A 26,255-nucleotide genomic window follows, 5' to 3' on the forward strand; every position below is an offset into this window, starting at 1 on the left:
AACATTGATCAGACGGCTGTGCACTGATTTTTGTGTCGCTAAGCGTCTGTTAACAAGAGGTGGCTCAAAGGATTCCCACGTTTTAGTTGCAAGAAGGTGGGGACGCCAAATGATAACGTGGGATGATGCCACCATTATGAAGCTGCGATTTACGGCAAGCGAGATCGCGGCGATACTCTGCGGTGAGTTTTCTCGGGGGGAAATTAAAGGAGAAGAGGATTTCTCGAGCGCGCTGACAAGAGAGATGCGGCGTGCACTCAACAATATGAGGCTAGAACCAGAATATTCTCACGGATACTCGCCTTTTGACAGTGCGGGACCCACGTTCAAGGTCCATGCTACGCGAACCACAAACGGGTTCGTTCAGTCCGAGGAGAACCTCTCTGGTGCTGACATTCTTATTGGTTTCTCGGTTCCAATTGCCGGTGAAGAGGTTGATAAAACCGCGTTGATACAGGCGAAACTCTTTCGCGAAGAAGGTGCGTTCAGCAACTTCCCGAGGAAGACGAGCGAGAAAAGACGCCTAGTCAGGCAGTGCATCCGAATGAGGAGGATCAGTCCTGAACACTCGTACGTGTTTGTCTACTCGTCAATTGGCATTCAATTCTATCCGGCGGCAGATGTTATCCAAGCATACCCGACGGGTATAGATTTCCTTGATGGATTGACGTTTGATGAGTTCATTACCCGCCTGTTCACATGCACGGTAGGTGACCACCAATATCAGACTGTACATAGAGAAGACTTCCGTGACGAACTTCTCCGACTAGGAATAAAGCACGCCTTTACGGTCGAGGTGCTGCCAACTTAAATGCGTTCGGCAATGGTCACAGCGGTGTCGCAAGGGTAAGCTCTTGCGACAGACTTTTGCGAATTCGTCCCTCTGAACCTTCAATGCTGGCGATCGTCACGGTTTATGCAGCGGCGAGAGCAGGGGAAAGCAGTGCGGCACACTCCTCGACGACGTACTCAGGTATGCTCTCGAATTTATGCGGGTTGAGCTGCATCACGTATTCGTTTTCGATGTGGTAGGACTCATTGATGAACTTGCGGATGACGCTATCGTCATGTTCATCGTTAATGATCCTAAACAGCTGAATTTTTTCATAGCCCACGTTCGTGGCGTAAAATTTGGCCTTGATGCCCTCCACGTTCTTCACCTCTGATACAAGGGAAGCGTAGTCAAAGTCGACGATATGGTTTTCGCGGATTGATGTCTCGGCAGCCGCTTGTTCGTCAGCCGTCATGTTCCGGGTAGAGGAACCCGATTTAATTGTTGGCGTGTCACGTCCCTTGAACAGACTGGCAAGCAGATTGTATTCCAAGCCGGTGTCGTCTTGCAGCTCGAAGTGCCGTCGTAGGTAAATTGCCTTGATGATACTATCGTCGAGCGCCCCGATATTGTCTTTGCAGATTTTGGCGAAGGTCTGAATGTCGTTCCGCTCGATCGGAACCTCCGTCACAACCCCTGCACGCGAAGATAAGAAGCAAGCGGATGGTGCTGCGCCTTGAAATACGGCGTTGGTGCTTTTTATGACGTCGATCGCAGGCTCGATGTCGTGAGTGAGCATCAGCGTTGTCTTGCCGCGTAGGCTGGCCTTGCCCCGGAACAGCTCATGGAGAATCGCGAATTTCTTGTTCTTGTCGAAAGATGATATCGGGTCATCCAAGACCACCAAGTCCGGTTTTTCACTGAGAACCTGATACATGAATAACACCAGCGCAAACGCGTTTTTCTCGCCGTAGCTGAGATGCCGGGAGGCGGTCTCGATGTGATTCATCTGGTCTTTATGGACCAGCTTCATTTTGTAAGATTCAGGTTCAGCCACGATCTCGACGGCGTATTTGTAGCCTGCGGACCTCAGGAAGCCGTTGATGCTGGACTGATTTTCCTCAATGGTTTTTTTGATCTTAGTCTTGTGTCGATTGATCTTCCCTTTGAGGCTGCCAACCTTCCCGATCAGGTCATCGAGTTGTTGGTTAATAGGGTCGACCGTTTTGCGTGTCTCCGCGGAATCCAGGGTGTCAATCAAATTGAGATCGATCTTCAATGGCGTCAGCTGGTCGCCGACTTCTTCAAAATCGCGCAACGAGAAGAAAGACAGCGTTCTTAGCCCCTCCAGCTTGTTGATCAAGGCATCGATGTGGGCTTTGAGACCCGTCAGGAATCCTTGCTCCTCCGCCTGTAAACTCACCTTTGCCTTCGTCACCTTTTCCAGGTTCTGTTGGCATTTCTCGCTGAAATACTTCCCCAGCCTGTCGATGATTCCCCGCAGCGTGTTGATGTGACCGGCGGTATTGGCGTCATATTCCTTCTCGACGGCGAGGGCTGTGTCCTTCTGTCCTGCGCCAGTTAGTGCAGACGAACAATAGGGGCAGCTGTCTCCCAATTGTAAAAACTCATTGCCCTTTACCTGCCACGCAATCCATTTGGCGGGTTCCTGACTTTTGATGAACGTCGAAAAGGGCTGCAGGGTCTCGGGGATATTTTCGAGCTTGTTGCCCGATCCAAATGCCTTGTGCATCTTACTCGTCTTGGGAATTGCACCTGTGTTAGATTTTCCGAACGCCTCTTGTAGCTCTTTCAGGTCGGAAATGACCTGCATGATTTCAGCATTATCGGAAAACGCTTTCCGGATACCCGAAAGCAGCACATCGATTTCTGCCATCTCCGCTAGATATTCTGGCGTCCTGATGAAAATCTCGAAACTGTTTTTAACAACCTCGTCTTTCTGAAAGACGAACTGCTGCACATAGTTATCGTCGAAAACTACGACTTTCTGGAGATGGTCTACGCCCCGAACCTCTGGGGCAGGTGCATCAGGCTTGCCGCGGTTCTTGAAAGGAATTAACTCCTGGAGGGAGCCGTCAGCACGAATATGGCTGATGATCGCCTTCGCGATAGTGCTTTTCCCAAGTCCGTTTGGCCCATATTTGATGTTCAGCGCCCCCTCGGCAATGACCACGTCGGCGCGGTCTATGCTGTTACAATTGAGAACGGAAACCGTGTAGTTCGCCATGTCTTCCCCCCAATAATATTTGGGACAAATAGGCAGCAAAATTCTGGGTTGTAAAGTCTTGCAGTCGCTTTCTTACTGGGTCGAACACACACCTGGGCCGATGTGGCAATCGCTCCTGTGTAAACTTGCCTGCCTATGGTCTACAAGCCGAATCAGCTTCAGAATGGGTTGCTCTTAGATTAGCGCGCCCGCCGCTCAGGGTGGTTCGAACAACGAAGGCATGCACGAGGATGATTGGAGGGACAGCGGCCAAAATGTCTTTGAAATGCATGTCGCCAACGGTGGGCCCGGGTTCTGGAAACGTCGGACCACTTGGGGCGGGACCGTGGCACGCATCATCCGCGCGGCCCGGTGGTCTCCGACGGACAAGAGCTGGTGGCTGCCGGCCGACGACAGATCGACACTCTCGAAGGCGCGGGCTCTCAGTTTTCTTGATGTTTAAGTACGGGACCCGACCATGTTAAAAGCTACTGAAGCAGAAATTGAGGAAGTCCGGGAATACTTCGAATGGCAAGCCCCCGACCTCGAAGTGACCTTCATGCAGAAGGTCTACTCGGAGACCGTTCTGAACACCCGTCACGACGTGTGGGACATCCACACCAACAAGGATCGTTGGTGGGTCATCACGGGCGGTACAAACCTCTACTCCCAGGAGCAGTTCCCAAATATGGACCTTGCTCTGACATTCCATATCGGTCTGATGCTACGCATCCCGCGAACGGAGAAACAACAAGAGGGTGATCTTCGCCTCCTCCCGTTCGGTCCCGTCTTCGAAAGGATGGATGAAGCCGGCACCGCCGTAACGCAGGCCCACAATCTTTCAGATTATCAGACCGTCGGCGTCCGCTGTCGTGAGGTGCTGATTGAACTGATCGCCGTAGCGCAGGACGCAGCAGTGTGGAAGACTGATGCTTCGCCACAGCGCGCCAACTTCCGCGCATGGATAGAAATCATCTGCAACGACCTTCTGCCGAGTGACACCAACAAGGAGCGTCGTGGAGCCCTCAAGGGCGTGCTCGAGTCCGCATGGACATTCTCCAACTGGCTCACGCATTCAAAGTCGGCGACCTGGATTGATGCCGACATGGCGCACTCGCTGACCCAGCACGCCATCGGGATGGCGACCTCATTGATCCTTCGCGAGTTGCGGGGGGTGCCTGAGGAATGCCCGGACTGCGGGTCGCCGCATCTCGAACCCGAACATGGCGAAAATACCGCAGCACCCGGCGTGCTTTGGGAACGACCACGCTGCGCCGACTGCGGATGGTCCGGCAGGCCCATTCCCATCCTCGATCTTGAGGAAGGACAACCCATCATCACTCGCGAGGGCGAAGAGACTGATGAGTGTAGCATAATGACCGTGCCGCTGCGTGCGATCCTGAAGCCGGGAGACCCGACAATCGAGCCGCTGAAGAATGCAGAGACCGGCCCCCCGGAGCATGTTGTATATTTTGCTTATGGGTCGAACATGTCGACCCCTCGGCTGCGCGAACGAATGCCGAGCTGCAAGCCACTAGGCATCGCGACCTTACCGGGTCATGCGCTTCGTTTTCATAAGCGCAGTACGGACGGGTCCGGGAAATGCAATGCAGTTGCCACTGGCGACGAGAATAGCGTGATCGGAGTTCTGTTCAGCTTCGATCCCGCCGAGCGCGCAAAGCTAGATAAGGCTGAAGGTGTCGGCAGCGGCTACGAGCACGCGACGGTAACGGTCATCAACGACAAGGGTCACAGGCGGAAGGTCCTCACCTATCTTGCTACTCCCGACTATATCGACGATAACCTCAAACCTTATGCTTGGTACAAGGACTTTGTCCTAGCAGGTGGTAGGGAGCACGACCTGCCGCCAGGTTATATAGCCGAATACATCGAGTCGGTTGAGGCAATCGACGATCCCAATGAGGCACGTGACAAGAAGCAGCGGGCCACGCTCGGAAGTCTTAGGCGGTAAGACGACGTCACCGAGGTCAACCAAGCGGTTGCCTCATCGCTCTGGTGACGACATGGCCCCGCCAGGTCATGAAATGGCTCCGCAGTGCGGCCCTCGGAGAGCCGCCATCATGACGCAGGAATGATGATAGTCGGTCACTATCATGGTACTTTTGCCTTCCTTTTCCTTCCGCCGGCAGGCACGCTTGGTTCATTCCTCCGAGTGCTTTCCATGCCACGCCCCTCGATTTACTTCATGCTCGTTCGTCTCGATCATGGCCGATTTGCTTCACTTATAATCATCCGCCAAGCCGACGAATTTTTCGTGCAGTTGAAGTCCTGGGACTTCACAGATACCGTGGACGTGTCATCGCCAGCGATCGCGACGATGCAGACGGGCGCATTTCTGGATACGTTCGCCGGGGTTTTCAGCGTTTCCCGCGATCGGCCCTTCACGTACATCATTCCCGATGGAGTTAGTCGCGCGGACTGGCTGGCTGACAAGGAAGCGAAGGCGCGCGATCCGCGTTTCACGGTCGAGGAGCGCGACGGGGAACTCGTCTGCTGCATGACTGTCCCTCTGCGAGGATGAGGTGCAGTCATGGCCTTCCAGTTCGTCCACCTCGAACCCTGGTGCCGACGTCCCGATGCCAAGGGGCGCAACACCACCTTCGTTTTCGATGAAGCCTCCCGAAAGCCGATGGCGTCGGTCCACGTTCGCGATCCCAAGCCGCCGACGACAATTTGGGGCGTCGGCGTGGAGGAGGTTCGCGCGATGCACGACGCCGCGGCTGAAGTGGCGATGACGCCCGGTGCGCGGGGCAAGCTGCGGAAGATCGCGGTGAGTCAAAAGACTCTGCATACCGTTGTCGCCTCGCACCCTTACACTGTCGAGGAAGTCCGCGCCGACAAGGCCAGGCTGGCCGAGGTCCGGCAATGGGAGCGTTTGACGATCGATTGGCTCAAACGCCAGTACGGGCCGGCGCTAAAATCCGTCATTCGTCACACGGACGAGCAACAATGGCACATCCACGCCTACGTGCTGCCGAGTGAGGACCGGGAACTGAAGGCTGCGGTCTTTCATCCCGGTATCGTTGCGAAACGAGCGGTGATGGCCGAAGGGCGACGGCCGGGTGAAGATGGAAAGGCTCTGAACAAGCGGTCCAACGCAGCCTACAAAGGCGCGATGCGCGAATGGCAGGACTCGTATCACGAGGCAGTGGCCGCGCCATGCGGATTGACGCGTCTCGGTCCTGCGCGCCGACGCCTGACGCGTGAGGAATGGATGGCGGAACGGACGCAGGCACAGGCACTCAAGCAGGCCGTGGAGCGCGCGGCGGCGGTGGACGCCAAGGGGCGCGAGTACATCGATCGCACCAAAGCCGAGGCCCAGGCAGTCAGGGTAGACGCCGCGAAGGTAAGGGCGGCTGCCGATCGCCTGAGAGGCGTCGGGGGAGCATTCCGGGCGGCTATCGACGGAATTCAGGAATCCCGCATCCGCGACCAGATTCGAAAAGAGTTCGCCCGCGATCTCGCCGCCGCGAAGGCTGCCGTGGAAAAGGCCAGAGCCGCCGCCGGTAGAGAGCGAAACTCACGTCGTGAGTTTGAGCGAAAGGCTTCCGATGCAAGTTACGCATTCCGCCAACAGCGTCAACGTCTCCTCGCTGCGCAGCAGGAAATCCGGACTTTATCCAAGGCACTCGCCGCCGCGCTGGATGAGCCGGCATCGACACCAGCACCGGGAGGGATGACGCCATGAAGGACGTCGGCGAAGAGATTTTTTGGCAGAACGCCCGTGCGGTCACACGCGATATCGGAATGTCCCACCTTGATCCCGCACACGGGGCGGCGGTGGACGTCGTTCGGTGGTGCCTGCTGGTCCGCGGGCGGCCGACACGCCATCGGCAGACCTTTTTAGAGGTGGAGTCTCCACCACTTCTCGCCTACCTCGAAACGCTGGCGACGTCAGGGGACGCGGCAGGCTGGCGGACGCTGGAGCAACGTATCCGGCATCATGCCGAACTGCTCCACGAGACGGACATGCAGCCTTGCGCCCGTCCCTGGCTGGCCGCGATCTGGCATTGCTTGCCCGAACTCGCGGTGATCGGCCAGACGATCCTTGACGGCGCGGACGAACCCAAGAGCGCGGCGGATTTCGAAGTCGCGCCAGCGCCGACCGATACCGACACGAAGGCCGGCGACGACGGCGACGACAAGGGCAGCGCGGGCAAGGCCGGATCGGCGGGGACGGCGGCGAAGCCGAAACCCTCGTCGCGGCTGGCATTACCTGTCGTCGCTGTGGTGCTGACACAGGCCGAGATGAAGGCGCTGGCTCCCGACGACGACGCCAGCGATGCCAACGCGAAGAACGATGCCACGCCTGACGGCCCAGACGGGTCAACGGGTCCCAAACCAGGAGGCCCGAAATGATCGACTACGTAGCAAGTTTGTTTCAGGGGCCTCCTGACTCGAATCTGGCATGGCAATTGGTCAAGGCGGTCCTGCCGACGGACTCGACGTCGGCTTGGGGACAGACATTGCAGGTATTCACGTTGTCGCTCTTCGGGTTCTGTACCGTGATTCTCGGCTACGGTGTCATCTCCGGGATCGTGCAGTCGGCCTATACGGGAAAAACGCTTGGGGATCGCTGGCATCAGATATGGACGCCGCTGCGGGTCATCGTTGGTTTGGGACTTCTTATCCCGACGTCGACGGGGTTTTCTCCGGTACACTACCTCCTGCGTGACGTCGTTGCCCGTGGCGGTATAAATCTGGCGGATGACTCTTGGGGGGTGTTCGTGAAGGTGGTGGCATCGGGGGAGACGACAATCCTTCCGGTGTCGTCGTCGGGATCGACAGTCGCCATGGCGATCCTGCAACACGAAATATGCGCTGCCGTCTATAACAGGGCGGGCGGGATGTGGGGTTGGCAAGCACCATTGCCCGAACCGGCCGGCGATGTCGTGGGACTCGGTATTCCTGGTTACGGTAATAAGGTCGTATGGAGTTACGGGCCGACCTGCGGGCATTTCTCGTACACAGTTCCGGATAACCGGGAGGATTTCTCGAACACACGGCGTGAGGCGGTCAAGGAAATTGTGTCCGCATACAGGACAGAGGCGCAGCGTTATACCCAGTTGGCCGCCGAAACGTCAGGCCTCTCGTCCGCCGACGCAATGACGAAGGCGCTCGGCAGCAAGGGACTGTCCGCGACGATCGTGCAGGATATCCGTTCCCGTGGGGCAGCCTTCGATGCCAAGATTTCCGAAGCGGCGAGAACGGAAGCCGCGACGGTCGAAAAAGAGTCGAGGTCAAAACTTGTCGAGAACGCGAAGCTGGAAGGATTCTTGAGTGCGGGGACGTACTTCAGGGCACTGGGTCAGATCAGCGAACTGACGACGGCGCTTTCGAACGAGACCTTGGAAGACGTTGCGCCCCGGACAGATGGGGATTTCGGGTTGGCGCTGGATCGGGCCTTCGCCGTCCTGCGCCTCCAGGTATCCGGTGAGACCGACAGGGCGAACCTGACGGCCAATGACTTCGCGGCGGCGGGAGATGAGGGTTCGAATTTCCTCGTCAAGCTCCTTGCGCCAATTTCCCGGGGTCTTGCCGAATGGGGTGCGTCATCCTCTGCCAGATCGGGTGACGCGATGTCGAACCTGATTTCCTCGGGTCATGCGATGTTGTCAATTGCCTGGACGGCTATCGGCGCGGGAGCCACGTTGATGGTCGCGTCCTCGAACTGGTTTTCGTCGGCGGTCGGTGCGGGCGGAGCAGCCGACTTCCTGCTCGGCTGGGGCAATTGGGCTATCGGTGGCCTCATGTTCATCGGCGGCTTACGCGCTTACGTGATCCCGATCCTTCCGTTCTTGTTCGTCCTTGCCGCCGGGATCGCCCTTGTCGCAGCCTTGCTTGAGGCGATGATCGCGCTGCCGTTGTGGTGTCTCAAGTGGATGAAAATGGAAGGCGGTGAAGACTTCGCGAGCGAAGGTGTCCGAATGGGGTTGATGCTGACGGTCAACGTATTCCTGCGTCCGTCTCTCGCGATCCTCGCCTATTGCGGCTCCTACCCGGTTTTCAACATCGTTCTCAAGACGATGGATTCGATGTGGGCTACCGCCTTCCTGGCGCAGACTGGCGGCGCGGTCGTTGGCCTCATCGGCTTCCTCGTTATGTCCATCATCCAACTTTACCTGACCTGGTACGTAAGCCTGAAGTTGTTCGGACAATCGTGGGCGTTGCCGGACCGCGTTCTCGGCTGGCTCGGCCTTCCGGGAACGGCGGGGGAATCAAGCATCGCCTCCGGTGCTATCGGCGGAATGCTCGGTCTTGCCGGACGCGGGTTATTGCCGAAAACTGGTGTGGCGATGCTCGGCAAGGGAGGGAAATCGAAATGAAGAAACTCATGATCTGGACAGCGACCGGGTTTGGTCTGGCGACAGCCTGTGGGCTGGCGGGGCTGGCGCACCTGTCGGCGTCCCTCGTCACGTTGACGGCGTTCTGCGCTGTGCCGGCGCTTCTTGTCATAGCGCTCGAAGCTCTATCTCGCAGGAGGGCAACTACATGAAGATAGTGTCTTCATCCAGAGGCTTCATGCTCGCGGTTCTAGTGGTGAGTTTGGCGGCCCATGGTCTCCTGACCGCCGCGTTCATCATAAGTGCGGTGACCCTGATCGCTGTCTCTTTTGGCGCATTTGCATCAGGATCGCCCGGTTACGGAATGCTCCAAATGGCGGCTATGCCAATGCTGCTCGCGGGATATTTCCATGCGGGCAACGTTGCGAGCGCCGAAGTCGCTCGGGTAATGACCTGGCTCTTCTATGGCGAGTGGGTGCCGAGATGAGGTGCTCGGCGATCACAGCCCTTGTGCTGGCTGCTTTCACGATAGGGAGCGCAAGCGCCGAGACCTTCCGGTTTCCCGCCGCAGCGCGGGCGGGTTATGGTGTCCCGCAGGTCGACATTGCCATGTCCGTGTACATGCACCCTGATTGCGCCGGCCGCTGGTCTGTCGAATATCCGGCAGGCTTTGCGTTTCGACGTGGGGGACCAAACGGGGGGAACCTCTACGGTAACCCTGGCAGGGGTTCGTATGACGTCGCCATAAAAACAGACACCTGCCCGTCGCGGGAGTCCGATTACGTCGAACCTGCCCGCACGACCTGGCACAAAGTTGTCGTTTACTGAGAGGCCCCATGAAAACGATCCTGACCGCTCTTTTCCTCTCCCTGGTGACCCTACCGGCTAGCGCGGGGTCGCTCCTGCAGCCGCCCGCCGACGCGCTGCGTGTGGAGTTCACCAGTCCCGACACGTCGCCCGCCGACCGTCTCAAGGCAGGTCAGACGTTGACCGTGGGCGTCGTGGTCTCACGGTCGACGGGGGTCGTGGAGGTCGTGCCGACGGCAAAACCGGATTGGATGACCTACGACGCTGCCGCTCGCCAGTTTTCAGGGGTTCCTGTAGTCGGTGATCACGAGCTTTCGGTGCACGTGACGGACGCCGAAACGGGGCAAACGGCAACGGGTGTCCTGTCCTTCAACATCGATGCGATGCAGAGCAAGTTTTAAAATACAATTTGCAACTTACTGTTTTTATTGATGTAAGGTCGTTTGCTTGTTGACGGATGTCGCGGGATCGGCCATCCTTAAAACATCGAAGGAACGCAAGGAACTTCTGTGGTTATCTTCCCCCTTAAGGGCTCAGAAGAACCGTAACGGCGAGAAATTGCCTTTGCACTGTTATGTTTCCCCATGAGGGATTAGGAGAGATCAGGTCTTTGACTTGAAATGTCCGTCATCGTTCCCCGCGAGGGATCATTTCGACCACCCAAAGGCGGCTCTGAAATATATGGGTTTGTCGGAATTCAAACTGACGAGACCACCGTTGACCGCCTCACAGGCGGATTTGGAAAAGGGCGGCAGAAATGCCGCCCTTTTGGCTTAGGGTGGTCAGTCAGATTCCCCCTTAATGCGTCATGTGAAAGTCCGTGACATCATCGGGTGCATCGCCTTGCTCGGAATGGTACATGCTTGGAGCTACGCCCCGCATCAACTCCTGAAGATCGATCGGGCGCGGACGACGGCGCTCTTCTCCGCCTTGCACGGGTTCCGGAGTATTGCCGTTGCGGGCGTTTTCAAAGGCGCGGTAATGGCGCAATGCCTGACGAAGATCAGATTTGGTGCTATTGCGGAGGCCTTCGAAACCGGGCACGCGTTCCAAAGCCGCGATCTCCAAGGCCTCATTCTCGAAAGTGCGACCCAAGAGCATATACCGGGCACGTCCAAGGCTTGATTTGATGTTGCGGGCGGTTGCGCGTGAGCGCTGGTTGCCGCGGACAAGCCACTGCATGAAGCGCTCCTCCGTCTCCGGGGAAATCTTCCCTGTCTGGCGGTCGAGAATGACCTTTCCGATGATTTCGGCTGCGGTCGGTGGAACGGCGTTGGCGATCATCACCATGATGCGGCGCTTGTTCTTCGAACACCATTTCCAGCCCTCAGGAAAGCCTTGGATACGGGACAAGAATTTCTGGTGGCCAACAGCGGCGTCCTCCAGCGGAGCGCTGTCGTTCGGGTGTGCCTCGTACTTTGCCTTCAGCGCTGCCGACGGAGGCTCGCCCGAGGTTCTGGTAATCGTCGCATAGGGCTCATCAACGCTGCGGACGGCACGGCCGGCGCGAAGCGGCCGCGTGTAGACATGTTCTTTCACGACGATATCGAGATTGTATTCCGGTCGCCACTGGTTCTCCGCAGTCGGCATTTCTCCCATCTCTTTGGCGAATGCCCGCCGCACGGATTTCGGAACGTCCGTCGCCGCGTCCGCAATGGCACCTTCGATAAAGCCGTCACGTTCACCGAGGCGTCCCACGACGATCAGGCGACGTCGCGCCTCTGGCGTGTTGTAGTGGGAGAAATCGACCCGGCACTCTGAGATACCGTAGCCAGCTTTTTTCAGCATGGCGCGGGCTTCTGCCCATGAACGGGACCGCGCAGCCTGGATGACATTCTCCATGATGAACCATTCCGGGCGGACCGATGCGATCGTGATCGCGTATGCCAGGGTCAGTCGGGCGTTCTTGCCCTCCGCACGCTTGCCGGCCACGGAGAAGTCCTGGCATGGAGGGCCACCCGCGATGAGGTCGGGTTTCAGGTCCACGATATCCGGGATGATTCCGAGAAGATCGGACAGATCGCGTTGATGAACGTGGTCGCCAATGTTGGTGCGGTAGGTCTCGACGGCGTCTGGCATGCTGTCATAAGCAGCGACAACGTCAAAGCCGGCGCGCTGGAGCCCCAGCGACATACCACCTGCACCACAGAAAAGTTCCACAACCTTCATTCGCTCTTCCTTTCGCACGGTCCGTTTCACCAGCTGTGTAGCGGTGGCGTGTTAATGGAAGTCCGAAAAAGTCGTTAAAGGTTTATCGAAGGTGTAAATTCCTTGATATCGAAATTAAACACCCATCACGTAGTTCTACATGACGCTGATGCGGGCAGATGCCCGCCATTTAATGCTTCGCTTCCCGGTGGCCGATTTCGCTGATCAGTTCCCATGCATCGCCAAGAGCGGCGTGGACTTTCTCCATCTTTTTCGCGACCGCTGTCCCGTTTGGTGTTCCGAGGTCGGAAAAACGGGCTGCTATAGAGCCGACCTCATTGCGGAGACGACAATATGTGTCGCGGTTCATGGGGAATTTTTCGACTGGTATATCGGAGAATTTGGTCATGATTTTTCACGGGTTCTCATGTTGAAAGGCGAACGTAAGCAGTCGCAAGCGAATTTGCCGCGCCGTAAACAATCATGGCGGCACCCAGGAAGTTGAAGACTTTGTTTTGCCAACGCGAACAGAGACTGTTGTCGCCAATGATAGCGAAACCGAGGAAAAGGAAGAGTACCTTGATATCGTCCACCTTCCTCAGGCCTCGGTCTCGATCTCGAAGGATTGTACTCCCACCGGCCTGAACGCCGCTGCCAAAAAACGGTCCCGTGCCGCCTCGGCCTTCTCCCCAGCCCGGATGACGTCCTCCATGTCGCTGAAGTCACATTCATATTCGGTCGTTTAACTTCCGAGATGCTGACGCAGCACACGACGGGCATCTTCATCGCCCTCGCCATCGCTCCCGATGAGATCGAACCGGACGCAGCTCTTGCCTGGGATGCCCTCAATGATGGGCTCGACCCATTCAAAGTTTCCCGCCGGATCGACAATCGCCAGTTTGCCGTCAAAGCCGAAGTCGTCGAATTTGAATTTCGTGTTCATGCATCTTTTCCTTGTTTGATGGCTTTTTGAACGAGGGTGGTAACAACCTCCCGGATCGTCATTTCGTGTTGCGCGGCGTGAACCTTGAGCGCCGTCAGCGTTCCGGAAGGAAGGTCCACCGTCAGCCTGTCCGCACGGCCTCGTCGCGATGGGCGGGCTTGGTGGGCGAAGGATGCCTGAACCATGTCACGCATCCTCGATCACGAAGAAGCGGGCAATCGTGTCCTCGTTGGCGTGCTGTTCGGCGAATTCGCGGGCTTCCGCAGTGCTGACGGGATGCAGCCCCTGGCTACCTGACCGTCCGCCTTGGACAGGCTGAGCCCAGCGCGTCATTGCGCCGCCATGTCCGGCGAGAAAAAAACGACCGCGCGGCGTCCGATACAGTGACGTGACCTCGTGGCGGAAATCACCCTTGCTTGCATCACTTTCGAAGATGCAGATTTTCTCCGCCGTCGCCGTGTTGTAGCGGAGACCGTTGATGATTTTGGCGATGTACATTCCAATCCCTTTCTGTTGACCTGCGGGCAAAGCTTCGCCACCGCGCAAGGGCACGTCATCCGTTGATTTGTTTCCATTTTTCAGGAGTTCATGTGATGTGGAGAAGTACGTTTGTGACTGTCCACATACAAAGTGTTGGAGCATTCCGAAGGCGGCGCAAGAGGGAAAATACGCCGGCGGTGAAGTTTTTTACGACACCGCGGTCGGGCCGCTGACGATACGAATGATCGCTTCCTCGACGGCTGCCACGGCCTCCTCGCGGGTGTAAACGATGCCGTTGGAGAGGGAACGCAGGCGCTTTGGGAATCCATCCTTGTCACGAAACTGCATGTCCGGAATGTCGACCGAGAAAATCCACCGTGCATCGGGGCACTTCTTGAGCTCTTCGATCCACACGCACAACACATGCGGATAGGAGGGATGATCGACCTCCGCAGCGTCGTGGAGGGCGAATTCGTATTCGGCATTGTACCAGCCTATAGCGATCGCGGTCATGCGCGCCTCCAGATGAACTTGCCGGCGACCAGTAGGGGCACGACGATCCACAGAACGAGATTGCCGGCCTCGACCGCTTCCGGGGCTTTGATGGCAATCGTATAAAGGATCGCAAATGACAGCATGGCAATCGGCAGGGCGAGGATTCGTAAAACAAGCATTTCGTGTTCCTTTCATGTGGGAATGTGGGTTTAGGCACGGGAAAAGCGTCTAAACGCTTGAATACCGTCGCGCTGGATTTCCCGTTTCATTTCGTCGGCGGCACCTGGCAGACGGGACTTCCCGATCAAGCGACGGGCGGACGTCGTTTTCTCGATCCTGTAGATGGATGCCACGTAGCACAGGAGACTTCCGCACGGTGCCCGCTCGTTAACTTCCTCGATCATCAGATTGAAGGTAAGACCCGGAATGAGTGTGGTCTTTACGGCCATTTCGAACCTCTAAAGCGGCTGTTTTCATTGATATATTTATATCACGGCGTGAGAATCGTGCCCAGGGAATAACGCGGAATGGTTGAGTTGTGCCGGAGGGAGAGTTAACGGGATCGGTAGAATTTTAAGGGTTCTGAGATGAATGCCGTGCTCCCTGTTCGATGCGGGCCGCAGGCCGAGCTTCGAACCCGCGCGTAGCGCGGTCTACTGATGCTCCCCGTCCCGATGCCATCATCGCCGCCGGCGCTCGGAGCGGCAGTCACCCCGCAGGGGCCGTAACGAAGTGGAGGACGCCCCGGCGTTGACAGAGTGAGATCGCTGGCAAACTAAGGTGGTGAGGGTGGGGAAATGGATTCAAAGGTAGGTTTGACCCGTCTGGACAGCCAAACGTACTGTACGGGCTCGCATCGAGCCTCGTACAGCACGTTTGACTTCAAAATGGACCTGTGGGCCATTCGAATGCGGGAACCGCATCTGTGGTAAAGATGAGCGCATCGGAGCGACAAGCATAGCGGTTCCCGCTGTCGGGGATGACGCGGTAATTCGCGCATTCGGAATCGACGTCTGCCGCAGGAGCGCCAGCATAGCGACCCGGTACGGGTGGTGCGGGACCGACTGACGCCGTAACGGCATTCAGTATCTCTGGACGTGGAACACGGCCTTCCTGCAAAGCGATCCAGACTTCATGACTGGCTAGAGCCTCGGTGTCCTCGTCGCTGTTGCCGAATAGGGCGCTATAGCTTGCGACCGTGTCAGACGTCAGGTTGTTTGAAGGGGCGCACGGACCTGCGGGAGCCTTTTTATCTATACACTGTTTTTCACACCCTTGCTCGATCGCCGAGACCAGGTCATTCCAACGATTGATGACGGTGCGCCGGGAAACCTTGGCGGCCTCGGCCAGTGCTGATTTGGTGACGTCGCCGCCCGTCGCGGAAAGCGACCGGTAGGCTTCGGCGAGCTTGGAAAGGGTGCGATCCGCATTCGATTTCGCGGCGTGTCGGCCTCCTGCTGCCTGACGGGCTGCCACGGATGTCATCCCGTCCACGACGTCCAGCAGGCGACCGCGATTTACGCGTGGGTTGTCCAGCTTTGTCGGATCGAAATGGGCCGCGAGGTAGTCGGCGACCTTGCCAGTTACGTAGCCGACCTGCGTTTCGGAAAGTCCGGTTTTCTCTGCGAACAGGGCGAGCGCCTGATGGAGATGATCGGCAAGGGCCTCACGCGTGCCGCGCATGCGGCTGTCGGCGGCGAAGTGCCATTCGGCAAGGAGGCGCTGCCCTTCAGTCCGGAGGATGTCAAAAATGGCATTCGATACCGTCAGCCCGAGGCCGGATTGAATGGCTGCGGCACGACGGGCGAGGACTGGCCGGCTTACGCCTGTATCGACGTAGTCGGCGTATTCCGAGAGCGTCGGCCAGACGTCCGCGTTCGGAGTGATCGTGTGCCAGATCGGCGACGTCGGGCATTTCATCCTCATCGTCATCGTGGGTGCGGCGGGGTCCGCACCGATGTCGAGCAGCGCCGCCGTCAGACCACGGCACACGGCGTCAAAGAGGCGGACCGGCTCCTTGCGGCATCGTTCGTCCTTCGAATTCCAGACGGCGGCTCCGTAAGGGAGCAGCCAGATGAAGTGCGGTCTGATGAACCGGCCATCGTCCAGTCGGTCCCCGACGACGATGTGCGGCAGGCATGGAATGCTGCCATCGCGCACATGTTCGAGCAGGTCGAAAATACACGCCTCCGGGCTTGGGAAAACGCCGTCACAATCCACCCGGAGCGCCGCCACGAACTCCTTGTTGAGCTCGATATAGGGATAGTCGAGCGTCAGGACCTTCTCGCGGCACTGGACGTCAAGAGTGGCCTTGTCCCAGGACGCACGCGCACGACCACGGCGGGGTACGAGCGATACGAAGTACTTGAGAACGATATTCTCCTCGGAGCGCAGACCGTCCTCGCGGAATGGCTCCCGATAACGTCCGCCCACGTTTTTGCCGAAAGGCAGTTCGTAGCCCTCGTTGATGCGCTTCCGGACAAGGTCTTTTTGACCGGCGTTCCGAATGGCGAACTCGTTGATGGTGTTCGTAGTCCGACGGCTAGTGCCTCGGCTAGCCTGGCGCTGGGCTTCGGCATAACGGGTCTCGAACCCTGCCATGCCGTTCGAGCGGTCGGGACAAATTTGTTGACACGGTAGGTTGTGAAAGTCCTCGGTGCCGGCTGGGATATGTCCCAGCCTCGGGCTCACCGTTCAGAAATGGGGGTCTTTACAACAATCGCGCCGTTGGCAATCATGGACTTGTCCTTGAAAAAACACCGCGGAGGGTTCCAGCCCGTTGATGCGGTGTTTTTTTATGGTCATCTGCGGCGGCGTACAGGTCAAGCGCCGAAAATACGTTCCGTATCCGTAACGATTTGACGCTGCCGTCACGTACAAGTGCGTGATGCTTCCAATCCCGGTTCCCGCCCAAGGGCGGCGTCAGGGTCTTCCCATGCGGGTGACGTGGTCCAGTCGCCGTCACTCTGGCGATCATCAGACTTTACTTTTTGTTGCGGGGCGTCAACGATCTCACGAATTTGTTTGAAGGGAATACTGGATGGGTTACGAAGACACACAATCACGATCGCTTGTTATCTCCGAAACCCCAGGTGCGTTACAGCGGAACTGGAAGGTTCCTGCACTTTTCCCACTCTGCCCTTCAACTTCTTCAGATGCACCACTGGCCACCTATTTCGAAGGCTTGTACGTCGGCGACGTGGCGGTGATTACCCGCTTTGGGCAAACCACCATTGGCGATACTGCAATGACGCCTGACGGTCGCAGTATCCTTCTTCTCGGTGAGCATGGTGAAGAAGCAATCAAGCCATGGTCATTGATGCAAATAACATTCGAAAATGGATATTTCGTTCACGAAAGCCATGGGATGTTCTTTTCCCGCGAAGGCGCAGAGAAGGAGTTCACTCTGGCGCAAGGGTTGCCATGGGAGGGCGAAGAGACAATTGATGACTTTTGTCGGTAGCTGGCGTTTTCTTGTAAATCTCGGGCGTGACAGAGTTTATTCTTGGTGAGGTCCGCTCCGTCGTTTCTGTCATGAAATCCCCCACCCCGCCCAAGGGCGGTGCTGCGGCCCTCCCCCAGGGAAGGGCCTCACGCCCCTCGCGGGGCGACTTGATCTCATCGCCATCGCGCAGGCGCTCGGGCGATGCCGTCTTTTCATTTTTCCCGTGATTTAAAGGCGTGTGGCGACGGGAAACCCTTGATCCCGTCTGCAGCCATCACCTGACCACCCTTACCTTGATAGAAGGCATCACGCGCTTCATCGTTAGGGTTCTTCACTAACAGGAAAAGAAAACGAGGAGGAGGCGCGTCAATCGCTCGCGGCTGGAGATCAAGTTGATAGGCAAATGCGCCCTCGGTGGGAGCATTTACGCGCCAGATTTTCGTGTCGATGGGCAATACCATGTAGGCTCCCCGGACTGGATCGCATTCAATGAGGTCCACGATCCGGCGGATAAGGGATGAAAGACGGATTCGACTTTCCAGTTTCTCCTCACCTTCTGTTCGGAAAAAGTCTGTCGACAACTGGAGAATTTCTGCTAGGCGGACGGCGTCGCCAGGGTCGCTTTGGTGTGTCGCCAGCTCCGCCTCGGCCGCCGCCAGTTCCGTTTTCTTGGCCTTAATTTCCTTGGCGTTCTCAAGGAAGCGTGCTTCTGCCTGTTCGTCTTCGGACTCCGCCAGCCTCATGAGAACTTTGTTCCTGCGATTGAGGTCATCCAGCTCCGCCCGGAGCGCGTCGACTCTCTGACCCTGATTAACGACAGTACCGTTCAAACTCTCGAAGGATTGCGTTTTGAAAGAGGTCAGACACAGAAGAACGGCTTCCTCAAGTCTGTCCACGCGCCAAGCTCGGCTATTGTCGCATCCAGTGTTTCGTCGGTTGGCAGAACAGACGAGATAAATTCCGCCTTTGGGCGGCTTGCCTTTGTTCATGACGTGCATTGGACCGCCACAAGCCGCGCACTTTGCCAGCCCTTGGAGGATGTGAGCCCCGTGGTTTCCGCGCCGGCCACCAGTCTGCTGTCGCCGGTTTTCAACGGAGGACTGGGCACGCCAAAATACGTCGTCCTCCACAATGCGGGGATAGTAGTCTTTAATGGGGTCTCCCTCTGGCTTTCTGTTGCGCGCTTTATGTGTGCCGGTGTGAGGTTGGTACTCGCCCATCACTGCGCGGTTCTGCACGATCTTCGCGACACTCGAAGTCTGCCACCCAGTGGAAGGCTTTTTCCGCTTCTCGCCGGCTTTGAAAGGCAGCTTTCCTTCGCCGTTTAACCGGCATACGATCTCTCGTCGTCCAAATCCTTTGATCGTCTCCCGAAAAATACGGTGCACGATTTCGACTCTATCCGGGCGCTCAATGAACTTCCCGTCGCGGACTTCGAGCCATTCTGGGCATCGTGGCGTAATCGGCTTTCCTCCTGCACGTGCAGCCGCCTTCTTTTGCCGCCATGCCTCCCCGACGCGCTCGCTCTTCACACGACTTTCATCATGCGCGCGTGCCATGACCGCAAGTGATATGACCAGAGGCGTCCAGTCTTGCCTGAGGCGAGTGGCCGAATACTCCTGACCATCGCTGAGGGTGACGACGACGACACCGGCTTGAATGAGGGCGAAAAGCTGAGTCGCAGCATCAATCACGGTTTCGCGCGATAGGCGGTCCAGGCTCTCCACGATAAGATATGAATCTCGTTCGATCCTGCCCTCCTCGACCATCTGAAGAAACGATCGAAGGGCACCATTCGTCCGGTTCGCTCCGTGATAGGCGCTCATTCCAAGGTCGCGATGGGAGTCGTCCAAGATTAGGCCGCGCCCTTGCGCCCAAGCTTCCGCTTTCGCGACTTGGCGGCGTAGGGAGTCCCCTTGCGCTTGTTCCGGCGTAGAGAATCGAATGTATGAATATGCTTTCGTCATGGTCTGCGTTCCATATCTGATGTGATGGAATTAATGTAGCACAATTTCCTGATGGTTGGCCCGCCCGGCTCCGGCAAATCCATGCTCGCCGCGCGCTTGCCGTCAATCCTGCCACCGCTCGAGGCTGCGGAATTGCTGGAAGTGTCCATGGTCCATTCCATCGCCGGCCAATTGTCCGGCGGCAAGCTGTCGGACCGCAGACCGTTTCGCACGCCACACCATTCCGCCACCATGGCCGCGCTGATCGGCGGAGGGCTGCGCGCCAAGCCGGGCGAGGCTTCACTTGCCCATCACGGCGTTCTTTTCCTCGATGAGTTCCCGGAATTTGCGCCGCAGGTGCTGGATGCGCTGCGCCAGCCGCTGGAAACGGGCGAATGCATCATTGCCCGTGCCAATCACCGCGTCACCTATCCGGCGGAAATCCAGCTTGTTGCTGCGATGAACCCCTGCCGGTGCGGCAGAGCGGGGGAGCCGGGTTTCACCTGCGCCAGAGGCCCACGTTGCATGACAGATTATCAGGCCCGCATTTCCGGCCCGCTGATGGATCGCATCGATATCCGCATCGACGTTCCCGCCGTCTCCGCCACCGACCTCATCCGTCCCATGACTGCCGAACCGAGTACGGTGGTGGCCGCCCGTGTCGCCCGCGCCCGCCTTGCCCAGCAGGAGCGTTATGCGGCGGCGGGCTTTTCAGGCATTCGCACCAACGCTCGCTGCACGACAACGCTGATCGAAAAATACGCGGCGCCCGATGCGTCCGGGCTGCAATTGCTGCGCGATGCTGCCGAACGGTTGAAGTTCTCCGCACGCGGTTATCATCGCATTCTCAAGGTCGCCCGCACATTGGCTGATTTGGACGGCAAACAAACTGTCGGGCGTATCCATGTGGCGGAAGCCATTTCATACCGCATTGCCGGTGAAAGACTGACTGCGGCGGCATAAGAGGCCTTCCTTCGCCCTTTACCGGGTAAACAATTGTGCCGCCAGCGGATGGCCAGCGGCACAATCGGTTATTGCGGTCAGGCGCGCGTTTGCGGCCTGCCCAAAGAGGTGGATTAAAGCCCAAGCCCTTCGAAAAGGGCGGTCGAAAGGTAACGTTCCGCGAAGGAGGGAATGATGACGACGATATTCTTGCCGGCATTTTCCTCACGTGCGCCGACCTTGATTGCCGCTGCGAGTGCCGCGCCCGAGGAGATGCCGACGGGTACGCCTTCCAGCTTCGCCACCAGACGGGCGATTTCAAAAGCGTCGTCATTGGTCACGGTGACGATTTCGTCATAGATTCCAGTGTCGAGGATCGCGGGTGCAAAACCGGCGCCGATGCCCTGGATCTTGTGCGGACCGGGGTTGCCACCGGAAAGAACCGGGCTGTCGGCTGGCTCGACGGCAATGACCTTCACCTCCGGCTTGCGGGATTTCAGCACCTGGCCCGTACCGGTAATCGTGCCACCGGTGCCGATGCCCGAAACAAAAATATCAACAGTACCCTCGGTGTCGTTCCAGATTTCTTCCGCCGTCGTCTTGCGGTGAATATCCGGGTTTGCGGGGTTTTCGAACTGCTGGGGAATAATCGCGTCTGGCAGGGTTTCGGCCAGTTCCTGTGCCTTGGCGATGGCGCCCTTCATGCCCTTCGGGCCTTCGGTCAACACCAGTTCCGCGCCCAGCAAGGCCAGCATTTTCCGGCGTTCGACCGACATCGTTTCCGGCATGGTCAGGATCAGCTTGTAACCCTTGGCGGCGGCGGCAAAGGCGAGCGCAATGCCCGTGTTGCCGGAGGTCGGTTCAACCAGCGTCGTTTTACCGGGGGTGATCTTGCCCTGCGCTTCCAGCGCTTCGATCATGGCAACGCCAATGCGGTCCTTCACGGAGGCGATGGGGTTGAAGAACTCCAGCTTGGCGAGAAGATTGGCCTTCACGCCCTTTTCCCTCGCCAGCTTGTCCAGCCGCACGATCGGCGTATCGCCGATTGTTTCGGTGATGGAGGAATAGACGCGTCCGCGTCCGGGCTTTCTGGCTTCGGGCATGATGCTCTCCTGTATGAAGGCCACACGATGTGCGACCGCAAGATTTCAGCGGCAGAATAGGAGCAATAGTCTTGTCAGGCCAGCGAACGTTCGTCCTAATATCGTCTGATTACCGGAAAAAATTCACGATAAATCAGGCAAATGCACGAAATCGTTTCAGGTGCTGCGGATCGCGATCATGGTCGCCGTTCCCGCCAGAATTCCCGCCGCCGTGCGGTTGAGGATCGTCAACGCACTTGGCCGTTTCAGGAGGTTGCGCGCCTTGGCGGCAAGCAGGATGTAAGGCAGGAGAACGGCCATCAATACGACGAAGGTCAGCGCCAGAAGTGTCGCATATTCCGATGGGCCGATCATGCGGATGTCGATCAGCGTCGGCACCAGCGCCACATAAAACAGCATGGTTTTTGGATTGCCCAGCGTGATCAGCAGGCCGGACAGAAACGACATGGGAATGCTGGTGCTTTTTTTCGCCTTCAGGTCCTGCGGCAAGAGGCCGGCGGTCCAGAGCTTCCATGCGATATAGAGAAGATAGGCTGCGCCGGCAAACTTCAGGACCATGAAGGCCTCCTGAAAGGTCTGCGCCACGAAGGCGAGGCCGAGGATCACGCCGGTCAGGTAGATCATGTCGCCCAGCACCAGCCCGAGGCCCATGAAGAAGGTTTCCCGAAACCCCGATCCCAGCGCCCGCGCCACGATCGCCGTCATGCCGGGGCCGGGAATGGCAGCGGCGATGAAGAGTGCGGTGGCATAGGCAAGAAGGGTTGTCAGCGTCATGATCATTTTCCCCGAAATCCGCCAGATCCATAGCGAAAATCAGGGGTAAAAACAATCGCCCATAAAGGGGGGCTGGTCAAAGCCCCGTGGAACCGAAACCACCGGCACCGCGTGCCGTCTCGGATGTTTCGGTCACTTCGCTGACTGTCACCTGCGTTACCGGTGCAATCACCATCTGTGCGATGCGCATGCCGCGCTCGATGACGAAATCGGCCTGCCCCAGATTGGCGAGAATGACCTTCACTTCGCCGCGATAGTCGCTGTCCACCGTGCCGGGGGAATTGAGGCAGGTGATGCCGTTCTTGATGGCGAGGCCGGAGCGCGGACGGATTTGCGCCTCATAGCCTTGCGGAACCTCGAAGATGAAACCGGTTGGCACCAGTGCCCGTTCGCCCGGCTGCAAAGTCAGCGGTTCATCGGCCGGCACTGCGGCGCGCAGGTCCATTCCGGCGGCGCCACGGGTTTCATAGGAAGGCAATTCGAGGTCTGCGCCATTGGCGAGACGCACAAGCCGGAGGAGGGGTCGATTATCATTTTGAACGGTCATGCGGCATTAGTTTGCCGAGATCGCGGCAAGGTCAATTGCAAATGCGGGCCTGAAACGCTAGATACCCCGCAATTCCACAGGATTTGTCAGATGGCCGAAACACTTGCCGAGGCGGTCTCCCGCCGCCGCACCTTTGCTATTATTGCGCACCCGGACGCGGGTAAGACCACGCTTACGGAAAAACTGTTGCTGTTCGGCGGAGCGATCCAGCTTGCCGGCGAGGTGAAGGCGAAGAAGGATCGCATCCAGACCCGTTCGGACTGGATGAAGATCGAGCGCGAGCGCGGCATTTCGGTCGTCACTTCGGTCATGACCTTCGAATATAACGACCGCGTCTTCAACATCCTCGATACGCCCGGCCATGAAGACTTCGCTGACGACACCTACCGCACGCTGACGGCGGTGGATGCGGCGATCATGGTCATCGATGCCGCCAAGGGTATCGAGCCGCGCACGCTGAAGCTTTTCGAAGTTTGCCGCATGCGCGATATTCCGATCATCACCTTCATCAACAAGATGGACCGCGAAAGCCGCGATCCCTTCGAGATTCTGGACGAGGTCGAGGAAAAGCTGGCGCTCGATACCGCGCCGATCACCTGGCCGGTCGGCCGGGCAAAGAGCTTCTGTGGCGCTTACAATCTTGCTGAAAACACCTTTCGTGGCAACGACACGCAGGTGGATGGCCTTTCGGTCAACGGCCCTCAGGCTGTCGCCGATCGTCTGCCGGAAAATGAGCGCAAGGTCTTTGTCGAGGAAACGGAACTGGCTCTGGAAGCCTGCCGCCCCTTTGACCGTCAGGCGTTCCTTGAAGGTCACATGACCCCGGTATTCTTCGGTTCGGCGCTGCGCAATTTCGGTGTGCGCGACCTCATCAATGCGCTGGGTGATTTCGCCCCGCCGCCGCGCGATCAGGTGGCGGATACCCGCACCGTGCATGCGGCGGAAGACAAGATGACGGCCTTCGTGTTCAAGATTCAGGCCAATATGGATCCCAACCACCGCGACCGCATCGCCTTTGCCCGCATCTGCTCCGGCAAGCTGGAGCGCGGCATGAAGGCGCGGCTGTCGCGCACCGGCAAGCTCATGGGGCTGACCGCACCGCAATTCTTCTTCGCGTCACAGCGCCAGTTGGCGGATACCGCCTTTGCGGGCGATGTGGTCGGCATTCCCAACCACGGCACGCTGCGCATCGGTGATACGCTGACCGAAGGTGAAAACCTCGTATTCCAGGGCGTGCCGAACTTCTCGCCGGAAATCCTGCGCCGCGTGCGCTTGGAAGACGCGATGAAGGCCAAAAAGCTGAAGGAAGCTTTGCAGCAGATGGCGGAAGAAGGTGTCGTGCAGCTCTTTTCGCCAGAAGACGGCTCGCCCGCCATCGTCGGCGTTGTCGGCGCGCTGCAGCTCGATGTGTTGAAGGAACGGCTGATGGGCGAATATGGCCTGCCGGTCTCGTTTGAAATGTCTCGCTTTTCCGTCTGCCGCTGGATCTCGTCCGATCAGCCGGCGGAAATGGACAAGTTCCTCAACGTCAAGCGCGGCGATATCGCCCGCGATCTGGATGGCGATCCGGTGTTTCTGGCGCAGGATGCCTTCTCGCTGCGGTATGAATCCGAGCGGTTTCCGGCGATCAAGATGGTCGCGATCAAGGAATATCACGTCGCCAAGGCGGCGTGATATCAGCCGGATTGCACTTTGAATGCCAAGGGCTTAGTTTCCCGGTTAAACGGGAAACTGGTCCGGCATCATGACGCTTTCAGGCAAACATATTCTCCTCATCATCTCCGGCGGCATCGCGGCCTATAAGAGCCTCGACCTCATCCGCCGCCTGAAAGAGCGTGGCGCGAAGGTGACGCCAGTCATGACGAAGGGCGCACAGGAATTCGTCACTCCGCTTGCTGTTGGCGCACTGTCCGCCACCCACGTCTTCACCGAGCTTTTTTCGAGGCAGGACGAGCAGGATGTCGGGCATATCCGGCTCGCGCGCGAATGCGACCTTGTGCTGGTCGCGCCCGCCACCGCCGATCTGATGGCGAAGATGGCGAATGGTCTGGCTGATGATCTTGCCTCCACGATCCTTCTGGCGACCGATCGCAAGGTGCTGGTCGCACCTGCCATGAACCCGAAAATGTGGTCGGCAAAGCCAACGGTGCGCAATGTCGAAACGCTGAAAAAAGACGGCGTGTTTTTCATCGGCCCTATGGCAGGCGAAATGGCGGAAAAGGGCGAGGCCGGTCTTGGTCGTATGGCGGAGCCTTTGCAGATCGTCCAGGCAGTAGAGGCGTTGCTGGATGGCGGGCCGAAGCCTTTAAAAGGCAGAACGGCGATCGTTACTTCCGGCCCGACCCATGAGCCGATCGATCCGGTGCGTTACATCGCTAACCGCTCCTCCGGCAAGCAGGGCCATGCCATCGCAGCTGCGCTTGCGGAATTGGGTGCGGAGGTAACGCTGGTCTCGGGTCCTGTCACTATTGCCGATCCGGCGGGCGTTGCAACGGTCCATGTCGAGCGTGCCGAGGAGATGCGCGATGCGGTGATTTCAAAGCTGCCGGTGGATATCGCCGTCATGGTCGCCGCTGTCGCCGACTGGCGAGTGGCTGGTTCTTCGGAGCAGAAGATCAAGAAGCAGCCGGGCGATGCCCCGCCTGCGCTGCAACTTATGGAAAATCCCGATATTCTCAAAACCGTCGGCCACCACGAAAAGCGCCCGAAGCTTGTGGTGGGTTTCGCCGCCGAGACGCAGGATATCGAGAAAAACGGCCGTTCCAAGCTGGAGCGCAAGGGCGCGGATTATATCGTTGCCAATGATGTGTCGGCGGAAACCGGCATCATGGGCGGAGACCGCAACAGCGTGAAGATCATTTCGAATGAGGGTATCGAGGCCTGGCCTGATATGGACAAGGCCGAAGTCGCCAAACGTCTGGCGGCCCTTATCGCGGAGAAACTCGCATGAGCCTTTTCGATCGCAAGACATTCGACAGGGTGCTCGGCGAATGGCCGGGCGTCCGTTTCGTCGATCAGTGGGATTCCCACGTTGCCAAGGTCGGAGACAAGGTCTTTTCCGTTTTGGGTGAGCGTGACGACTGGCGGCTTGTGGTGAAATGTTCGGAGGAAAGCTTCGAAATCCTCACCTCGCTGGAAGGGATCCGTCAGGCACCTTATTTCGCCAAGCGCAAATGGATATCGATCTCCGATCATTCACCGCTGGAGCAAGAGGAGCTGGAACACTATGTCCGCCGCTCCTATGAACTCGTTGCCGCAGGGCTGACGAAGAAGCTGCGGGTCGAACTGGGAATTCTCTCAGCCTGACGGCGGCATTGCCGC

26 protein-coding genes and 1 pseudogene are annotated in these 26,255 nt (G+C 58.0%); 14 read left to right on the top strand and 13 right to left on the bottom strand.

What is annotated here, in order from left to right; all coding sequences use genetic code 11:
• The first annotated feature begins 109 nt into the window (after positions 1–109).
• Positions 110–811, top strand: a complete 702-nt coding sequence (locus tag CRO62_RS19220; RefSeq protein WP_097101272.1) for a hypothetical protein — start codon at positions 110–112, stop codon at positions 809–811.
• 103 nt (positions 812–914) lie between these two features.
• Here CRO62_RS19220 and CRO62_RS19225 read toward each other — a convergent pair whose 3' ends face one another.
• Entirely contained in the window at positions 915–3,020 is a 2,106-nt protein-coding gene (locus tag CRO62_RS19225; RefSeq protein ID WP_097101274.1) for an AAA family ATPase, read from the bottom strand.
• A gap of 457 nt (positions 3,021–3,477) precedes the next feature.
• On the opposite strand from CRO62_RS19225, the gene CRO62_RS19235 reads away from it, so the two are divergent.
• From CRO62_RS19235 to CRO62_RS19270, 7 genes are all read left to right on the top strand, one after another.
• Complete coding sequence (locus CRO62_RS19235) at positions 3,478–4,971, top strand: gamma-glutamylcyclotransferase family protein (protein WP_097101278.1); 1,494 nt, start codon at positions 3,478–3,480, stop codon at positions 4,969–4,971.
• Between the two features lie 234 nt (positions 4,972–5,205).
• Positions 5,206–5,541, top strand: coding sequence for a hypothetical protein (locus CRO62_RS19240; RefSeq protein WP_143539396.1), 336 nt, complete (start codon positions 5,206–5,208; stop codon positions 5,539–5,541).
• Between the two features lie 9 nt (positions 5,542–5,550).
• Positions 5,551–6,708: a hypothetical protein gene (locus CRO62_RS19245; protein WP_097101282.1), complete on the top strand. Its 1,158-nt coding sequence runs from the start codon at positions 5,551–5,553 to the stop codon at positions 6,706–6,708.
• Positions 6,705–7,379, top strand: a complete 675-nt coding sequence (locus CRO62_RS19250) for a hypothetical protein (protein WP_097101285.1) — start codon at positions 6,705–6,707, stop codon at positions 7,377–7,379. The genes CRO62_RS19245 and CRO62_RS19250 overlap by 4 nt, the downstream gene beginning before the upstream one ends.
• Positions 7,376–9,346: a DotA/TraY family protein gene (locus tag CRO62_RS19255; protein WP_097101286.1), complete on the top strand. Its 1,971-nt coding sequence runs from the start codon at positions 7,376–7,378 to the stop codon at positions 9,344–9,346. The genes CRO62_RS19250 and CRO62_RS19255 overlap by 4 nt, the downstream gene beginning before the upstream one ends.
• Before the next feature lie 166 nt (positions 9,347–9,512).
• Positions 9,513–9,791 (top strand): hypothetical protein, encoded by a 279-nt coding sequence (locus CRO62_RS19260; protein ID WP_097101289.1) that lies wholly within the window; start codon positions 9,513–9,515, stop codon positions 9,789–9,791.
• Between the two features lie 349 nt (positions 9,792–10,140).
• Positions 10,141–10,512: a hypothetical protein gene (locus tag CRO62_RS19270; RefSeq protein WP_097101293.1), complete on the top strand. Its 372-nt coding sequence runs from the start codon at positions 10,141–10,143 to the stop codon at positions 10,510–10,512.
• Positions 10,513–10,909: 397 nt separating this feature from the next.
• Here CRO62_RS19270 and CRO62_RS19275 read toward each other — a convergent pair whose 3' ends face one another.
• The gene (locus CRO62_RS19275; RefSeq protein ID WP_097101295.1) at positions 10,910–12,280 is read right to left on the bottom strand and encodes a DNA cytosine methyltransferase; all 1,371 of its coding nucleotides are present in this window, start codon (positions 12,278–12,280) and stop codon (positions 10,910–10,912) included.
• A gap of 139 nt (positions 12,281–12,419) precedes the next feature.
• Here CRO62_RS19275 and CRO62_RS27060 point away from each other — a divergent pair, with 139 nt between their 5' ends.
• Entirely contained in the window at positions 12,420–12,764 is a 345-nt protein-coding gene (locus tag CRO62_RS27060; protein WP_143539397.1) for a hypothetical protein, read from the top strand.
• 237 nt (positions 12,765–13,001) lie between these two features.
• Here the strand turns inward: CRO62_RS27060 and CRO62_RS19285 are convergent, their stop codons facing one another.
• From CRO62_RS19285 to CRO62_RS19310, 7 genes are all read right to left on the bottom strand, one after another.
• Positions 13,002–13,202, bottom strand: coding sequence for a hypothetical protein (locus CRO62_RS19285; RefSeq protein ID WP_097101299.1), 201 nt, complete (start codon positions 13,200–13,202; stop codon positions 13,002–13,004).
• Positions 13,199–13,387, bottom strand: coding sequence for a hypothetical protein (locus CRO62_RS19290; RefSeq protein WP_097101301.1), 189 nt, complete (start codon positions 13,385–13,387; stop codon positions 13,199–13,201). The genes CRO62_RS19285 and CRO62_RS19290 overlap by 4 nt, the downstream gene beginning before the upstream one ends.
• Before the next feature lies 1 nt (position 13,388).
• Entirely contained in the window at positions 13,389–13,748 is a 360-nt protein-coding gene (locus CRO62_RS19295) for a hypothetical protein (RefSeq protein WP_143539398.1), read from the bottom strand.
• A 141-nt stretch (positions 13,749–13,889) separates the two neighbouring features.
• Entirely contained in the window at positions 13,890–14,195 is a 306-nt protein-coding gene (locus CRO62_RS19300) for a hypothetical protein (RefSeq protein ID WP_097101305.1), read from the bottom strand.
• Positions 14,192–14,356: a hypothetical protein gene (locus tag CRO62_RS27245; protein WP_179784576.1), complete on the bottom strand. Its 165-nt coding sequence runs from the start codon at positions 14,354–14,356 to the stop codon at positions 14,192–14,194. Before CRO62_RS27245 ends, CRO62_RS19300 begins: the two co-directional genes overlap by 4 nt.
• A gap of 30 nt (positions 14,357–14,386) precedes the next feature.
• Positions 14,387–14,626, bottom strand: coding sequence for a hypothetical protein (locus CRO62_RS19305; protein ID WP_097101307.1), 240 nt, complete (start codon positions 14,624–14,626; stop codon positions 14,387–14,389).
• 433 nt (positions 14,627–15,059) lie between these two features.
• On the bottom strand, positions 15,060–16,778 hold the full coding sequence (locus CRO62_RS19310; protein WP_097101309.1) for a hypothetical protein: 1,719 nt from the start codon (positions 16,776–16,778) through the stop codon (positions 15,060–15,062).
• Between the two features lie 439 nt (positions 16,779–17,217).
• Here CRO62_RS19310 and CRO62_RS19315 point away from each other — a divergent pair, with 439 nt between their 5' ends.
• The gene (locus CRO62_RS19315; protein ID WP_236760174.1) at positions 17,218–17,640 is read left to right on the top strand and encodes a hypothetical protein; all 423 of its coding nucleotides are present in this window, start codon (positions 17,218–17,220) and stop codon (positions 17,638–17,640) included.
• Between the two features lie 194 nt (positions 17,641–17,834).
• Here CRO62_RS19315 and CRO62_RS19320 read toward each other — a convergent pair whose 3' ends face one another.
• The gene (locus CRO62_RS19320) at positions 17,835–19,589 is read right to left on the bottom strand and encodes a recombinase family protein (protein WP_097101312.1); all 1,755 of its coding nucleotides are present in this window, start codon (positions 19,587–19,589) and stop codon (positions 17,835–17,837) included.
• A 39-nt stretch (positions 19,590–19,628) separates the two neighbouring features.
• Between CRO62_RS19320 and CRO62_RS19325 the strand changes: the two are divergent.
• Positions 19,629–20,531 (top strand): annotated as a pseudogene (locus tag CRO62_RS19325) (YifB family Mg chelatase-like AAA ATPase); the annotation flags it as partial.
• 113 nt (positions 20,532–20,644) lie between these two features.
• Here CRO62_RS19325 and cysK read toward each other — a convergent pair.
• The 3 genes from cysK to dut form a co-directional block, all read right to left on the bottom strand.
• Entirely contained in the window at positions 20,645–21,613 is a 969-nt protein-coding gene (gene cysK / locus CRO62_RS19330) for a cysteine synthase A (protein ID WP_097101314.1), read from the bottom strand.
• 156 nt (positions 21,614–21,769) lie between these two features.
• Positions 21,770–22,387: a LysE family translocator gene (locus CRO62_RS19335; protein WP_019564444.1), complete on the bottom strand. Its 618-nt coding sequence runs from the start codon at positions 22,385–22,387 to the stop codon at positions 21,770–21,772.
• 76 nt (positions 22,388–22,463) lie between these two features.
• Positions 22,464–22,934 (bottom strand): dUTP diphosphatase, encoded by a 471-nt coding sequence (gene dut / locus CRO62_RS19340; protein ID WP_097101316.1) that lies wholly within the window; start codon positions 22,932–22,934, stop codon positions 22,464–22,466.
• Positions 22,935–23,024: 90 nt separating this feature from the next.
• On the opposite strand from dut, the gene CRO62_RS19345 reads away from it, so the two are divergent.
• From CRO62_RS19345 to CRO62_RS19355, 3 genes are all read left to right on the top strand, one after another.
• The gene (locus CRO62_RS19345) at positions 23,025–24,608 is read left to right on the top strand and encodes a peptide chain release factor 3 (RefSeq protein WP_097101319.1); all 1,584 of its coding nucleotides are present in this window, start codon (positions 23,025–23,027) and stop codon (positions 24,606–24,608) included.
• 70 nt (positions 24,609–24,678) lie between these two features.
• Positions 24,679–25,884, top strand: coding sequence for a bifunctional phosphopantothenoylcysteine decarboxylase/phosphopantothenate--cysteine ligase CoaBC (gene coaBC / locus CRO62_RS19350; protein WP_097101320.1), 1,206 nt, complete (start codon positions 24,679–24,681; stop codon positions 25,882–25,884).
• Positions 25,881–26,240, top strand: a complete 360-nt coding sequence (locus CRO62_RS19355) for an MmcQ/YjbR family DNA-binding protein (RefSeq protein ID WP_097101322.1) — start codon at positions 25,881–25,883, stop codon at positions 26,238–26,240. Before coaBC ends, CRO62_RS19355 begins: the two co-directional genes overlap by 4 nt.
• Positions 26,241–26,255: the final 15 nt, after the last annotated feature.

Origin of the sequence: Rhizobium sp. AN6A (assembly GCF_900215635.1) — a bacterium.
Taxonomy (GTDB): domain Bacteria; phylum Pseudomonadota; class Alphaproteobacteria; order Rhizobiales; family Rhizobiaceae; genus Agrobacterium; species Agrobacterium tumefaciens.

Bases quoted from the DNA above. Each gene is read 5' to 3' on its own strand.
- CRO62_RS19250 (WP_097101285.1), top strand. From the start codon at position 6,705: ATGAAGGACGTCGGCGAAGAGATTTTTTGGCAGAACGCCCGTGCGGTC.
- CRO62_RS19300 (WP_097101305.1), bottom strand. From the start codon at position 14,195: ATGACCGCGATCGCTATAGGCTGGTACAATGCCGAATACGAATTCGCC.
- CRO62_RS19255 (WP_097101286.1), top strand. From the start codon at position 7,376: ATGATCGACTACGTAGCAAGTTTGTTTCAGGGGCCTCCTGACTCGAAT.
- CRO62_RS19275 (WP_097101295.1), bottom strand. From the start codon at position 12,280: ATGAAGGTTGTGGAACTTTTCTGTGGTGCAGGTGGTATGTCGCTGGGG.
- CRO62_RS19310 (WP_097101309.1), bottom strand. From the start codon at position 16,778: ATGGCAGGGTTCGAGACCCGTTATGCCGAAGCCCAGCGCCAGGCTAGC.
- CRO62_RS19235 (WP_097101278.1), top strand. From the start codon at position 3,478: ATGTTAAAAGCTACTGAAGCAGAAATTGAGGAAGTCCGGGAATACTTC.
- cysK (WP_097101314.1), bottom strand. From the start codon at position 21,613: ATGCCCGAAGCCAGAAAGCCCGGACGCGGACGCGTCTATTCCTCCATC.
- CRO62_RS19315 (WP_236760174.1), top strand. From the start codon at position 17,218: ATGGGTTACGAAGACACACAATCACGATCGCTTGTTATCTCCGAAACC.
- CRO62_RS19335 (WP_019564444.1), bottom strand. From the start codon at position 22,387: ATGACGCTGACAACCCTTCTTGCCTATGCCACCGCACTCTTCATCGCC.
- CRO62_RS19355 (WP_097101322.1), top strand. From the start codon at position 25,881: ATGAGCCTTTTCGATCGCAAGACATTCGACAGGGTGCTCGGCGAATGG.
- CRO62_RS19290 (WP_097101301.1), bottom strand. From the start codon at position 13,387: ATGGTTCAGGCATCCTTCGCCCACCAAGCCCGCCCATCGCGACGAGGC.
- CRO62_RS19270 (WP_097101293.1), top strand. From the start codon at position 10,141: ATGAAAACGATCCTGACCGCTCTTTTCCTCTCCCTGGTGACCCTACCG.
- CRO62_RS19305 (WP_097101307.1), bottom strand. From the start codon at position 14,626: ATGGCCGTAAAGACCACACTCATTCCGGGTCTTACCTTCAATCTGATG.
- CRO62_RS19240 (WP_143539396.1), top strand. From the start codon at position 5,206: ATGCTCGTTCGTCTCGATCATGGCCGATTTGCTTCACTTATAATCATC.
- CRO62_RS19345 (WP_097101319.1), top strand. From the start codon at position 23,025: ATGGCCGAAACACTTGCCGAGGCGGTCTCCCGCCGCCGCACCTTTGCT.
- CRO62_RS27060 (WP_143539397.1), top strand. From the start codon at position 12,420: ATGACGCTGATGCGGGCAGATGCCCGCCATTTAATGCTTCGCTTCCCG.
- dut (WP_097101316.1), bottom strand. From the start codon at position 22,934: ATGACCGTTCAAAATGATAATCGACCCCTCCTCCGGCTTGTGCGTCTC.
- CRO62_RS19220 (WP_097101272.1), top strand. From the start codon at position 110: ATGATAACGTGGGATGATGCCACCATTATGAAGCTGCGATTTACGGCA.
- CRO62_RS27245 (WP_179784576.1), bottom strand. From the start codon at position 14,356: ATGCTTGTTTTACGAATCCTCGCCCTGCCGATTGCCATGCTGTCATTT.
- CRO62_RS19225 (WP_097101274.1), bottom strand. From the start codon at position 3,020: ATGGCGAACTACACGGTTTCCGTTCTCAATTGTAACAGCATAGACCGC.
- CRO62_RS19245 (WP_097101282.1), top strand. From the start codon at position 5,551: ATGGCCTTCCAGTTCGTCCACCTCGAACCCTGGTGCCGACGTCCCGAT.
- coaBC (WP_097101320.1), top strand. From the start codon at position 24,679: ATGACGCTTTCAGGCAAACATATTCTCCTCATCATCTCCGGCGGCATC.
- CRO62_RS19285 (WP_097101299.1), bottom strand. From the start codon at position 13,202: ATGAACACGAAATTCAAATTCGACGACTTCGGCTTTGACGGCAAACTG.
- CRO62_RS19320 (WP_097101312.1), bottom strand. From the start codon at position 19,589: ATGACGAAAGCATATTCATACATTCGATTCTCTACGCCGGAACAAGCG.
- CRO62_RS19260 (WP_097101289.1), top strand. From the start codon at position 9,513: ATGAAGATAGTGTCTTCATCCAGAGGCTTCATGCTCGCGGTTCTAGTG.